Origin of the sequence: Streptomyces syringium (assembly GCF_017876625.1) — a bacterium.
In the GTDB taxonomy this organism is placed as follows: domain Bacteria; phylum Actinomycetota; class Actinomycetes; order Streptomycetales; family Streptomycetaceae; genus Streptomyces; species Streptomyces syringius.
Window position 1 is genome coordinate 4,874,594 of the sequence record NZ_JAGIOH010000001.1, and the last position, 12,018, is coordinate 4,886,611.

11 protein-coding genes are annotated in these 12,018 nt (G+C 69.9%); 6 read left to right on the forward strand and 5 right to left on the reverse strand.

Annotated features, from left to right (window positions below; genetic code table 11):
• Window positions 1-140 precede the first annotated feature (140 nt).
• Window positions 141-1,409 (forward strand): Cmx/CmrA family chloramphenicol efflux MFS transporter, encoded by a 1,269-nt coding sequence (locus JO379_RS21825; RefSeq protein WP_130879652.1) that lies wholly within the window; start codon window positions 141-143, stop codon window positions 1,407-1,409.
• Window positions 1,410-1,766: 357 nt separating this feature from the next.
• Here JO379_RS21825 and mgrA read toward each other — a convergent pair whose 3' ends face one another.
• Window positions 1,767-2,804, reverse strand: coding sequence for an L-glyceraldehyde 3-phosphate reductase (gene mgrA / locus JO379_RS21830; protein WP_209516522.1), 1,038 nt, complete (start codon window positions 2,802-2,804; stop codon window positions 1,767-1,769).
• Between the two features lie 112 nt (window positions 2,805-2,916).
• On the opposite strand from mgrA, the gene JO379_RS21835 reads away from it, so the two are divergent.
• The 4 genes from JO379_RS21835 (at window position 2,917) to JO379_RS21850 (ending at window position 8,183) form a co-directional block, all read left to right on the forward strand.
• Entirely contained in the window at window positions 2,917-3,678 is a 762-nt protein-coding gene (locus JO379_RS21835) for an isoprenyl transferase (protein ID WP_130879654.1), read from the forward strand.
• Between the two features lie 382 nt (window positions 3,679-4,060).
• Complete coding sequence (gene phoH2, locus JO379_RS21840; protein WP_130879655.1) at window positions 4,061-5,383, forward strand: RNA 5'-3' helicase PhoH2; 1,323 nt, start codon at window positions 4,061-4,063, stop codon at window positions 5,381-5,383.
• A gap of 484 nt (window positions 5,384-5,867) precedes the next feature.
• Window positions 5,868-6,587 carry an aggregation-promoting factor C-terminal-like domain-containing protein gene (locus JO379_RS21845; protein WP_130879656.1) on the forward strand — a complete coding sequence of 240 codons (720 nt, stop codon included), beginning with the start codon at window positions 5,868-5,870 and terminating at the stop codon, window positions 6,585-6,587.
• Window positions 6,588-6,734: 147 nt separating this feature from the next.
• Window positions 6,735-8,183, forward strand: coding sequence for an AI-2E family transporter (locus JO379_RS21850; protein WP_130879657.1), 1,449 nt, complete (start codon window positions 6,735-6,737; stop codon window positions 8,181-8,183).
• An 85-nt stretch (window positions 8,184-8,268) separates the two neighbouring features.
• Here the strand turns inward: JO379_RS21850 and JO379_RS21855 are convergent, their stop codons facing one another.
• Both JO379_RS21855 and JO379_RS21860 read right to left on the reverse strand, forming a co-directional pair.
• Window positions 8,269-8,802 (reverse strand): alkyl hydroperoxide reductase, encoded by a 534-nt coding sequence (locus JO379_RS21855; protein WP_184733101.1) that lies wholly within the window; start codon window positions 8,800-8,802, stop codon window positions 8,269-8,271.
• Window positions 8,803-8,808: 6 nt separating this feature from the next.
• Window positions 8,809-9,363 (reverse strand): peroxiredoxin, encoded by a 555-nt coding sequence (locus JO379_RS21860; RefSeq protein WP_130879659.1) that lies wholly within the window; start codon window positions 9,361-9,363, stop codon window positions 8,809-8,811.
• 213 nt (window positions 9,364-9,576) lie between these two features.
• Between JO379_RS21860 and JO379_RS21865 the strand changes: the two genes are divergently transcribed.
• A complete protein-coding gene (locus JO379_RS21865; protein WP_209516526.1) occupies window positions 9,577-10,518 on the forward strand; it encodes a LysR substrate-binding domain-containing protein in 942 nt (313 codons plus the stop codon).
• A 137-nt stretch (window positions 10,519-10,655) separates the two neighbouring features.
• Here JO379_RS21865 and JO379_RS21870 read toward each other — a convergent pair whose 3' ends face one another.
• On the reverse strand, window positions 10,656-10,910 hold the full coding sequence (locus JO379_RS21870) for a type II toxin-antitoxin system antitoxin (protein WP_209516530.1): 255 nt from the start codon (window positions 10,908-10,910) through the stop codon (window positions 10,656-10,658).
• Window positions 10,907-11,863, reverse strand: a complete 957-nt coding sequence (locus tag JO379_RS21875; protein ID WP_165451600.1) for an SPFH domain-containing protein — start codon at window positions 11,861-11,863, stop codon at window positions 10,907-10,909. The genes JO379_RS21870 and JO379_RS21875 overlap by 4 nt, the downstream gene beginning before the upstream one ends.
• Between the last annotated feature and the right edge of the window lie 155 nt (window positions 11,864-12,018).

The window sequence follows — 12,018 nt, forward strand, 5'->3', positions numbered from 1 at the left end:
CCGGACGGCCCGAACCTCCCGCCGCATCGGTGTGCCGTCCGGGCTTCCACGCGGCATCCGGACGGCTTCCGCATGGGCGCGTTTTGAACTGATCAATACAAAACCACTGACGTCAACGAGAACTCACAGGGGGACCCGCTGTGCCCGTCGCCGTATACATCCTGTCTCTGGGCATATTCGCCCAAGGCACCTCGGAGTTCATGCTTTCCGGCCTGCTGCCCACCATGGCCGAGGACCTGGGGGTGTCCATCCCCGACGCCGGGCTGCTGATCTCGGCCTTCGCCGTCGGCATGCTCGTCGGTGCGCCCCTGCTGGCCGTGGCCACCTTGCGCGTGCCGCGCCGCACCGCCCTCGTGGCCTTCCAGGCCGTCTTCATCGCCGGGCATGTGGTGGGGGCGCTGTCGCCCTCCTACGAGCTGCTGTTCGCGACCCGCGTCGTCACCGCCGTCGCCTACGCCGGGTTCTGGGCGGTCGCGGCCGTCACGGCCGTGAGCATGGTGCCCGTGGAGAGCAGGGCCAAGGCGATGTCCGTGGTCGCCACGGGGCTCAGTCTTGCCACCGTGCTCGGTGTGCCCGCCGGGACCGTGCTGGGGCAGCACGCCGGCTGGCGGGCGGCGTTCTGGGCGGTGGCCGTGCTCACCGCCGCGAGCCTGGTGAGTGTGGTGCTGTTCCTGCCGGGCAGCCTGGGCGCGGGCGGTCCGGCGCGCACCGTCCGGCAGGAACTGGTGGCGTTCGTCCGGCCGCGGCTGTGGCTCTCGTACGGCATCACCGCGCTCAGCATCGGCGGGGTCATCGTCTCCTTCAGCTACCTCGCCCCGCTCCTGACCGAGGTGAGCGGCGTCCCGGAGAGCTGGGTCCCGGCCGTGCTGTCGCTGTACGGGGTGGGTGCGCTCGTGGGCCTGACGATCGGCGGCCGTACCGCCGACGCCCGGCCGTTCCCGACGCTCTTCCTCGGCCTCGCCGGTGTCGTGGCCTTCTCCCTGGCGCTGTGGTGGGCGGCGGGCAACACCGTGCTGGCCGTCGTGCTGGTCTTCTTCCTCGGCCTCGTGGGCTTCGTGACCAATCCGGCCGTGCAGTCCCGTGTCTTCGCCCTCGGCGGCGACGCGCCCACCTTGGTCGGGGCGGTGAACACCTCGGCGTTCAACGTCGGCATCACGGTGGCACCGATGCTGGGCGGCCTGGCCATCGACGCGGGCCTCGGCTACCGCTCCGTCGCCTGGGTCGGTGCGGCGATCGGCGTGGCCGGTCTGCTCGCGACCGCCCTGGCCGCCGCCCTGGAGCGGCGCGGGGGCGCCGACGCCCCGACCGGACCGGGGCGGGGGCCGCGCGAGGGGGTGCCGTCGGAGCCCCGGCGGGAGCCGATCCGGGAAGGTGTCGCCCGTGTGGCGTCAATGACGTCAAACCGGTGACGAATTTGTAGGACGTTCGGGGAAGGTGCGGCGGGCGCCATTCCGGCTGGAACGCCCGGGGCGTTCTACGCTGTATGCCCAGTGCTGGTGGGCCCAGGGGGATTTCCCGGGCCCGCGCCCGACGAACTGTTCAAGATCAATAAGGCTGTTGCCCGTCAGCACGCCACGCATTGTCACCCCCGAGGATGCGCGAAGCATGCCCTCCGACCGGTTATGGTGGAAACCCCCCCTCGGGCCGGTCCGTATCCCCCCCACGGACCGGCCCGTTTTTCTTTCCCGGCCCTTACTCTCCGTGTGCATTCATGTGCCACGCACCGGGTCACCGGGAAGTCGATCAACGGCTGACCGAAAGTTGATCTAGGAGCGCCGGGCCCAGATATTGACGCCCTCCGTGCTCACCGCGAGGGCGTCGATCTCCGCCAGCTCCTCTTCGGTCAGCTTCGCCGCGCCGAGCGCCGCCACATTCGCCTCCAGCTGTCCCACGCCGGACGCCCCGATCAGCGCCGAGGTCATCCGCTCGTCGCGCAGCACCCAGGTCAGGGCGAGCTGGGCGAGGGACTGGCCGCGGCGCTGCGCGATCTCGTTCAGCCCGCGCAGCCGGCGCACGACGTCATCGGTGAGCAGCCCCGGGTCCAGCGACTTCCCCTGCGCCGCGCGCGAGCCCTCCGGGATGCCCTTCAGGTACTTGTCGGTCAGCAGCCCCTGCGCGAGCGGTGCGAAGGAGATGCACCCCATGCCCTCCGCCTCCAGGGTGTCGAGCAGCTCGTCGTCCTCCGTCCACCGGTTGATCATGGAGTAGGACGGCTGGTGGATGAGCGCCGGGACGCCCATCTCGCGCAGCAGCCGGGCGGCTTCGCGGGTCTGCTCCGCGTTGTACGAGGAGACGCCCGCGTACAGCGCCTTGCCCTGGCGGACGGCGGACGCGAGCGCGCCCATCGTCTCCTCCAGCGGGGTCTCCGGGTCGAACCGGTGCGAATAGAAGATGTCGACGTAGTCCACACCCATTCGGCCCAGGGACGCGTCGAGGGAGGACAACAGATACTTCCGCGAGCCCCACTCGCCGTACGGGCCTGGGTGCATGAGGTAGCCGGCCTTGGTCGACAGGATCAGCTCGTCCCGGTAGGGGCGGAAGTCCTGGGCGAACAGCTTGCCGAAGTTCAGCTCGGCGGACCCCGGCGGCGGGCCGTAGTTGTTGGCGAGGTCGAAGTGCGTGACACCCAGGTCGAAGGCGCGGCGCAGGATGGCGCGCTGCGACTCCAGGGTGCGGTCGTCGCCGAAGTTGTGCCACAGTCCGAGGGAAATGGCGGGAAGCTTGAGTCCGCTGCGGCCCGTACGCCGGTACTCCATGGAGTCGTATCGGCTTTCGGCCGCGCGGAAATGCGTGGAATCGGTCATGTCCACCTGACTATCACGCTCTTGTGACAGACCGAGTTGGGTCCCGGTGACACGCGGGCAGTAGGGTGGCGCCTTCGGGGCGACCGCCATGACATGGAGGGGCTGGGAAGACGTGAAGTTGCGCGACCTGGTGTACAGGCTCTACGCACGCCGGGTGGAAGGCCGCCTCGACCATGAGCAGGTGCCCAAGCACATCGGTGTCATCCTCGATGGCAACCGCCGCTGGGCGCGCGCGGACGGCCGTACGACGGAACAGGGTCATCAGGCGGGTGCCGACAAGATCCAGGAGCTGCTCGGCTGGTGCGCCGAGACCGACGTCGAGGTCGTGACGCTCTGGATGCTGTCCACCGACAATCTGGACCGGTCGGCCGAGGAGCTCAACCCGCTGCTGGGCATCATCGAGAACACCGTGCGCGGTCTGGCCGAGGACGGCCGCTGGCGCGTCCACCACGTGGGCACGCTCGATCTGCTCCCGGCCCGCACCCAGCGGGTACTGAAGGAAGCCGAGCAGGCGACCGACGGCATCGCCGGGATACTCGTCAACGTCGCCGTCGGCTACGGCGGCCGGCAGGAGATCGCGGACGCGGTGCGCTCCCTCGTGCTGGAGGCCGCGGAGAACGGCAGCTCCTTCGAGGAGCTGGCCGAGACCGTCGACGTCGAGCACATCTCCAAGCACCTCTACACCCGCGGCCAGCCCGACCCGGACCTCGTGATCCGAACGAGCGGTGAACAGCGGCTGTCCGGCTTCATGCTCTGGCAGAGCGCGCACTCGGAGTACTACTTCTGCGAGGTCTTCTGGCCCGCCTTCCGCAAGGTCGATTTCCTGCGGGCCCTGCGCGACTACGCGGCCCGCCACCGGCGGTACGGGTTCTGAGCCCTGGAAAGGGCGGGGCAGGGGTCCGGGCGGGAACGGCGGCGCGCGGCCGCACGGCGCGCCGCTCGGGGTACGGCGGCTGACGGATCGATCGTTCACTTGGTCGTCGCATATGCCGTTGCATGGGCAAGCGCCTGGAAGGGAATATCCCCTCCAGGCCGACGGTCTGTCCTAAGACCGTCGCTCTGCCAGCGGGCGGCATGGGGCCGCCCGCCCGGGAGGCCCTTTGCACACGGACGACGACCGTGCGGATCGAGCGGACCCTCGCGGTCGCGCGGTCGACGCGGAGGGCCGGTGTCCGGCCCTCGAAGGGCGTGCACCCGGCCCCTTACGCCGCGACGCCGTCGCGCCCCGACCTCTCCCCGAGGGGGTTCGTCCACCCGTGGTGACCAGCAAGAATCGCCGTGAGAACGACCGGCGCACGTATGTCCTCGACACCAGCGTCCTGCTGGCCGACCCAGGAGCCATGGCCCGCTTCGAGGAGCACGAGGTCGTGCTGCCCGTCGTGGTGGTCACGGAGTTGGAGGCCAAGAGGCACCACCCGGAGCTCGGCTACTTCGCCCGGAAGGCACTGCGCCTGCTGGACGAATACCGGGTGCAATTCGGCCGTCTCGATTCACCGATTCCGATCGGTGAGCTCGGCGGAACGTTGCGGGTCGAGCTCAATCATTCCGATCCGGGCATACTGCCCGCCGGCTTCCGCCTCGGTGACAACGACTCGCGGATCCTCGCGGTCGCCCGCAATCTCCAGGCCGAGGGGTATGACGTCACCGTCGTCTCCAAGGACCTGCCGCTGCGGATCAAGGCGTCGGCGGTCGGGCTGCTCGCGGAGGAGTACCGCGCCGAGCTCGCCATCACCGACTCGGGCTGGACGGGGATGGCGGAGCTGGCCATCACCGCCGAGCAGGTCGACGAACTCTTCGCCGACGAGCGGACCTACGTGCCCGAAGCGGCCGAACTGCCCGTGCACACCGGTCTGGTGCTGCAGTCCGAGCGCGGCAAGGCGCTGGGGAGGGTCTGCGCCGACGGCTCGGTGCGGCTCGTGCGGGGCGACCGGGAGGCCTTCGGTATCCACGGCCGCAGCGCCGAGCAGCGCGTCGCGCTCGATCTGCTGCTGGACCCCGACATCGGGATCGTCTCGATGGGCGGCCGGGCGGGTACGGGCAAGTCGGCGCTGGCGCTGTGCGCCGGGCTGGAGGCGGTGCTGGAGCGCCGCCAGCACCGGAAGGTGATGGTCTTCCGGCCGCTGTACGCGGTGGGCGGGCAGGAGTTGGGCTATCTGCCGGGCAGCGAGTCGGAGAAGATGAGCCCGTGGGCCCAGGCCGTCTTCGACACGCTCTCGGCAGTGACGAGCGCCGAGGTGATCGAGGAGGTCGTCGGGCGCGGCATGCTGGAGGTGCTGCCGCTCACCCACATCCGCGGCCGGTCCCTGCACGACGCGTTCGTGATCGTCGACGAGGCGCAGTCGCTCGAGCGGAACGTTCTCCTGACCGTTCTGTCCCGGATCGGCGCCAATTCGCGGGTGGTTCTCACCCATGACGTGGCCCAGCGGGACAATCTGCGCGTCGGGCGGTACGACGGTGTGGTCGCCGTGGTCGAGAAGCTGAAGGGGCATCCCCTCTTCTCGCACGTCACCCTCACGCGTTCGGAGCGGTCGCCCATCGCGGCCCTGGTGACCGAAATGCTGGAGGACGGCCGTATCTGAGGCGCCTGTCGGTAGTTGTACGGATGGGGCGCGCGGCAGGATCTCCGTGCATCCCGGCCCAAGCCCGTACAACCCGGTGTGCGTTCCCGCCCAGGGCAGTGCGCGGCAAAGCGACAGAGCTTAGCCGCGCGCTGTGGCGCGGCGCCAAGGTTTCCGTAAAACCCCTGGAGTAAACGGCGTGTGAGCTTTCCCACGCAACGAAGAATTGCTTCGGGGCGTCCCCGTCGGGCAAAGTCTGGGGCCTGTCAGGCCCCGCATACGGCACACCTGCATCCTCAGGGATGCGGCACCACAGAACTCAACAGCGTTGTCGTATGCCACCCGAGCACCATGCGGACCTCCTTCGCGGGAGGGCCCACCGGGTCAGTGCCTTCCGTGACCATCCGGTCCCTCGTTCCCGGGGCCGGTCCGAGTGGAGGCCCGTGCCAGGGGCACGATTGCGCCCGCGAGGTCACCTATGCGGGCGATGCTGGAAGGAAACCGTGTGAGCCGGATTTCGGTCCGGGGATTCGCCGTGGCATCCGCCACCGCGGTCACCACCGTCGGCGCCGTCGTTGGCGTCGCCTCGGGCAATGAGCAGGGCAGCACGACCGGTCAGGTCGAGGCCACTGCCGCCGATGCGACCATCCTCGCGGAGATCCCCGCCGGACAGAAGCTCCAGGCCCAGACCGCATCCCTCACGGAGCAGGCGGACACGCAGTCCGCCGCTGCCGAGACGGCGGCGAAGAAGGAAGCCGAGGAGGCCGCGCGCAAGCAGGCCGCCGAGGACGCCTCCGCCAAGAAGGAAGCCGCCGAGGAGGCGGAGAAGAAAGAGGCCGAGGAGAAGGCCGAGAAGGAGCGCGAGAAGAAGGAAGAGGTCAGCAGCCGTTCGGCCACGCGTGACGCTTCCAGCTTCGAGGCCAAGGGCTCCTACACCACCGCCGAGGTCCAGGCGATGGCCCGGCAGATGGTCCCCGGCGACCAGTTCCAGTGCTTCAGCAACATCGTGAACAACGAGAGCACCTGGGACTACACCGCGGAGAACCCCTCCTCCGGCGCGTACGGCCTCGTGCAGTCGCTGCCCGGTTCCAAGATGGCCTCCGCCGGCGCCGACTGGCGGACCAACCCGGCCACCCAGATCAAGTGGGGCCTCGGCTACATGAACGAGCGCTACGGCAGCCCCTGCGGCGCCTGGTCGTTCTGGCAAGCCAACCAGTGGTACTAGGCCGCAGCTTCACTTTCACCGAGCCCCCGACCTCAACCGGTCGGGGGCTTTGTGTGTCTTGCCCGACGACGGGCCGCGCGTTCGACGTGGCCGGGCACAGGTAACGTCGTCACGATGACCACGGGGGAGTGGGGTAGAGGAAGAGAAATGTCCAGATTGCCACAATGGGTCGGCGGCTTGGGGGCGGGCCTGACGCGGTTCGCCCAGCGGCTCGACGAACGCAAAGCGCAGACGTCGGGGACCGCGGACGCGTCGGAGGAGACGCATGCGCCGACTCCGGCGGGTATGAGCGCTTCCTCTGATACGCACGGTTCATCCGGTACGGCCATGTCATCCGGTACGGCTGGAGCCGCGGCCGGGCAGGCTCCCGTCGGTGTCGGCGCGGCCGTCTCCGAGCACGAGCACGTGCCGCCGCCGCCCGGCTACGCACCCTCCGTCGCGCCCCGGCCCGATCCCGTGGCCGCCGTCCCCTGGGGCGTACGGGTCGCGGCCGAGGTGGCCTGGCGACTGCTGATACTCGCCGCCTCGCTGTGGGTGCTGATGCGGATGATCAGCGCCGTGCAGCTGGTGGTGCTGGCCTTCGTCGCGGCCCTGCTCATCACGGCGCTGCTCCAGCCCACCGTCGCCCTGCTCCGGCGGCACGGTGTGCCCCGGGGCCTCGCCACGGCGATGACCTTCATCTCCGGCTTCGTCGTCATGGGGCTGGTCTGCTGGTTCGTGGTCTGGCAGGTGACGGAGAACCTCGACGACCTGACCGAGAACGTGCAGCACGGCATCACCGAGCTGAAGCACTGGCTGCTGAACAGCCCGTTCCATGTCACCGAGGACCAGATCAACAACATCGCCGACAACCTCAGCAAGGCGATCGGCACCAACACCAAGGACATCACCTCGGCCGGCATCGAGGGCGTCACGGTCATCCTCGAGGTGCTGACCGGCATCCTGCTGGCGATGTTCTCGACGCTCTTCCTGCTCTACGACGGCCCCAAGATCTGGGGCTGGCTGCTGAAGCTGTTCCCGGCGGCGGCCCGCGACGGCGTCGCGGGCGCGGGCCCGCGCGCGTGGGCGACGCTCACCGCCTATGTGCGCGGCACGGTGATAGTGGCTCTGATCGACGCGATCTTCATCGGTATAGGGCTGTTCTTCCTCGATGTACCGATGGCGGTGCCGCTGGCCGTCTTCATCTTCCTCTTCGCCTTCATCCCGCTTGTCGGTGCCGTCGTCTCCGGCGCGCTCGCGGTCGTCGTGGCGCTGGTGACGCGCGACATGTTCACGGCGACGATGGTGCTCGCGGTCGTGCTCGCGGTGCAGCAGATCGAGGGCCACGTCCTCCAGCCCTTCATCCTCGGTCGGGCCGTGCGCGTCCACCCGCTCGCGGTGGTCCTCTCGGTGGCCGCCGGCTCGCTCATCGCGGGCATCGGCGGCGCGGTGGTCGCCGTCCCGCTGGTCGCGGTCACCAACGCCGTCGTGGGATACCTCCGGGCGTACGCGCGGGAGAACGCGCTGCGGACCGCCGCCGGGGAGCCCTCGCCCGAGGCCGCCGGGCAGGACGTCCCGGCCGGAAGCTCCGGACCACCGGGGGAGGGCCGGGTCTGACCCCCGGGCCTGCCGCACATGACGAAACCGCCCGCCGACCAGAAGGTCGGCGGGCGGTTTCGTCGTGCGATGACGCGTGACGGCCTCAGCCGTTCAGCACGGCCTCGGAGTCGAGGGTCGCGCCGACGGCCTGGAGGACGGCGGCGATCTTGAAGGCTTCCTGGATCGTCTCGCGGTCCACGCCGGCCTTGCGGAGCACCTGCTCGTGCGAGTCGAGGCACATGCCGCAGCCGTTGATGGCCGAGACGGCCAGGGACCACAGCTCGAAGTCGACCTTCTCCACGCCCGGGTTGCCGATGACGTTCATCCGCAGGCCCGCGCGCAGGTTGCCGTACTCCGGGTCCGACAGCAGGTGCCGGGTCCGGTAGTAGACGTTGTTCATCGCCATGATGGCGGCGGCGGACTTGGCGGCGGTGTACGCCTCCGGGGAGAGGTTGGCCTTGGCCTCCGGCTCCAGCTCCTTGAGCACGCGCGGCGAACGCGAGGCGATCGCGCAGGCGAGCACGGTGCCCCACAGCTGCTGCTGCGGGAGGTCGGAGTTGCCGATGACCGAGCCGAGGTTCAGCTTCAGGTCCTTGGCGAAGTCCGGTATCGCGGACTTCAGCTCGTCGAGGGCCATGTCAGATCACTCGCCCGCGAGCAGCGCGACCGGGTCAAGGGTGGTCTCGCCCTTGCTCCAGTTGCAGGGGCACAGCTCGTCCGTCTGCAGGGCGTCGAGGACCCGGAGGACCTCCTTGGGGTTACGGCCGACGGAACCGGCGGTCACCATGGTGAACTGGATCTCGTTGTTCGGGTCCACGATGAAGACGGCGCGCTGGGCGTAGCCGTCCTCGCCCTCGACGCCGCAGTCGCGCATGAGCTCGTGCTTGGCGTCGGCCAGCATCGGGAAGGGCAGGTCACGCAGGTCGGCGTGGTCCTTGCGCCAGGCGTGGTGGACGAACTCGGAGTCGCCGGAGACGCCGAGGATCTGGGCGTCGCGGTCCGCGAACTCGTCGTTCAGCTTGCCGAACGCGGCGATCTCGGTCGGGCAGACGAAGGTGAAGTCCTTCGGCCAGAAGAAGACGACCTTCCACTTGCCCTCGTAGGTCTTGTGGTCGATCTGCGCGAAGGCCTTGTCCGCGTCGAGGTCCACACAGGCGGTCAGGTCGAACTCGGGGAACTTGTCACCGACAGTGAGCACGCGCTCTCCTTGCAACGGGAAATCCCACTCAGGGGTTTCCTGCGGGGTTGGACGGCCTCCACAGTGCCACAGGAGGCATTGATAGCGGAAATAGCTAGACTGAGTGGTGTTGATCGGAGGTGGCTATCAGTGAAGCCCATATCCCAGCCGTCCGGCGGCGGCCGAGGCCCGTCGCGCGGCCCCGGCGGCGGACCCACGAGGGGCCCCGGGAAGGTGCCGCAGGCGCGGCCCCGGCAGCCCAGCCTCGCCCAGCTGAGGGCCTTCGCCGCCGTCGCGGAGCAGCTCCACTTCCGTGACGCGGCGACCGCCATCGGCATGAGCCAGCCCGCTCTCTCGGGCGCCGTCTCGGCGCTGGAGGACGCGCTCGGAGTGCAGCTCCTCGAGCGTACGACGAGAAAGGTGCTGCTCAGTCCCGCGGGTGAGCGACTCGCGGCGCGCGCCCGGACCGTCCTCGAAGCGGTCGGCGCCTTCATGGAGGAGGCCGACGCGGTCCGCGCGCCCTTCACCGGGGTGCTCCGGCTCGGCGTCATCCCGACCGTGGCGCCCTATCTTCTCCCCACCGTCCTGCGCCTGGTCCACGAGTCCTATCCCGCCCTCGATCTCCAGGTCCACGAGGAGCAGACCTCCTCGCTGCTGGACGGGCTCACCCAGGGGCGGCTGGACCTGCTGCTGCTCGCCGTGCCGCTCGGCGCGCCCGGCGTCACCGAGATCCCGCTCTTCGACGAGGACTTCGTGCTCGTCACACCGAGTGACCATTGGCTGGCCGGGCGCGGGGACATACCGCGGGCCGCGCTGCGTGAGCTGGAGCTGCTGCTGCTGGACGAGGGGCACTGCCTGCGCGACCAGGCCCTCGATGTCTGCCGGGAGGCGGGCCGCACGGAGGGCGCCCCGGTGACGACCAGCGCCGCGGGCCTGTCCACCCTGGTGCAGCTGGTGGGCGGCGGCCTGGGCGTCACGCTGCTGCCGCGGACGGCCCTGCGGGTCGAGACGGGGCGCAATGACCAGCTCTCCACGGGGTACTTCGCCGACCCGGCGCCCTCCCGGCGCATCGCCCTGGCCATGCGTGCCGGGGCGGCGCGGCAGGGCGAGTTCGAGGAGTTCGCGGTCGCGCTGCGGATGGCTCTGCGGGGCCTGCCGGTTCGGATCGTCGGCTGACGGCCGGGCGGTGTGCACCTCCGCTGCGCGTCGGTGTCCTCAATCTTCCCCAGCTACCGCTGGGAGGTGCCCCCCAGCGGGCTGGTTGCGGCTGAGCTCAGCCGCAACCAGCCCGTCCGGCGATTGAGGACGGGCCCCTACCGCCCGTCGGTGCCCTCCGGCGGCCGGTCGGACTTCGGCGGGCGGCCCCGGCGGGGCATCGCGCCGGTGTCCTTCGGCAGCCGTCCCGCGTCACCGAGCGCCTTGCGCAGCAGGAACTCGATCTGCGCGTTGGCGCTGCGCAGTTCCTCGCCCGCCCAGCGCGCCAGCGCGTCGTGGACCAAGGGGTCCAGCCGCAGCAGCACCTGCTTGCGCTGCCGCGGCCGGCCCTTGGGCGGTGCGTCGTCCGTCACTGGTAAAGAGTGCCGGTGTTGAGGACGGGCTGGGCGGCCCGGTCACCGCACAGCACCACCATCAGATTGCTCACCATGGCCGCCTTCCGCTCTTCGTCCAACTCCACGATGCCCTGCTCGCTGATCCGCTCCAGCGCCTGCTCGACCATGCCGACGGCGCCTTCCACGATCAGCTTGCGGGCGGCCACGACCGCGCCCGCCTGCTGCCGCTGGAGCATCGCGGAAGCGATCTCCGGAGCGTAGGCCAGATGCGTGAAGCGCGACTCGATGATGTGGACACCGGCGGTCTCGACGCGGGCGTGCAGCTCCACCGCGAGCATGTCGGTGATCTCCTCGGCGTTCCCCCGGAGGGAGAGGCCGCCCTCCTCGTGCGCGTCATAGGGGTACTCGATGGCGATGTGCCGCACGGCCGCCTCGGTCTGGGTGGCGACGAACTCCTGGAAGTCCTCGACCGCGAACGTCGCCTGGGCGGTGTCCTCGACCCGCCACACGACCACGGCCGCCAGCTCGATCGGGTTGCCGTAGGCGTCGTTGACCTTCAGTACGGCCGTCTCGTGGTTGCGCACCCGGACGGAGACCTGCTCGCGGCTGGTGAAGGGGTTGACCCAGCGCAGGCCCTCGTTGCGGATCGTGCCGCGGTAGCGGCCGAAGAGCTGGACGACGCGGGTCTCACCGGGGGAGATCGTGTTCAGCCCGCTCATCGCGATGATCGCGCCGAGGCCGATGAGGATGCCGGCCGCGACGAACGCGGCGCACAGGCCCGACTTGCCGTCGTTGCCGAAGACGACGCCGAGGGCCACCGCGCCCGCACCGATGAGCAGTCCCACCAGGCCGAGCAGCAGGGCGAGCCCGCCGCCGATGTCGTGTGCCGGGGTCTCCCGCACGAGCGGCTTGACCATGGCGGGCGCCGCCTCGGGTGGGGCGGTCTCGGTGGTGCCGATGGTGTCGGTCATGGGTGGGTCCCCCGTATCTGATGGCGCGCGCACGGCCCAGGCCGGCTCGGCGCGCGGTTAACGCTGTCTAGCAAAGTGATATCACTTTAGCGCCCTGTACGGTTTCCCGCACTACACCGTGCCCGGGTTCCCGCCATCCGGGGTGCTGTATGTCA

Coding starts and splice junctions, on each gene's coding strand:
- JO379_RS21850 (WP_130879657.1), top strand. CDS start 6,735: ATGTCCAGATTGCCACAATGGGTCGGCGGCTTGGGGGCGGGCCTGACG.
- mgrA (WP_209516522.1), bottom strand. CDS start 2,804: ATGACCGATTCCACGCATTTCCGCGCGGCCGAAAGCCGATACGACTCC.
- JO379_RS21875 (WP_165451600.1), bottom strand. CDS start 11,863: ATGACCGACACCATCGGCACCACCGAGACCGCCCCACCCGAGGCGGCG.
- JO379_RS21855 (WP_184733101.1), bottom strand. CDS start 8,802: ATGGCCCTCGACGAGCTGAAGTCCGCGATACCGGACTTCGCCAAGGAC.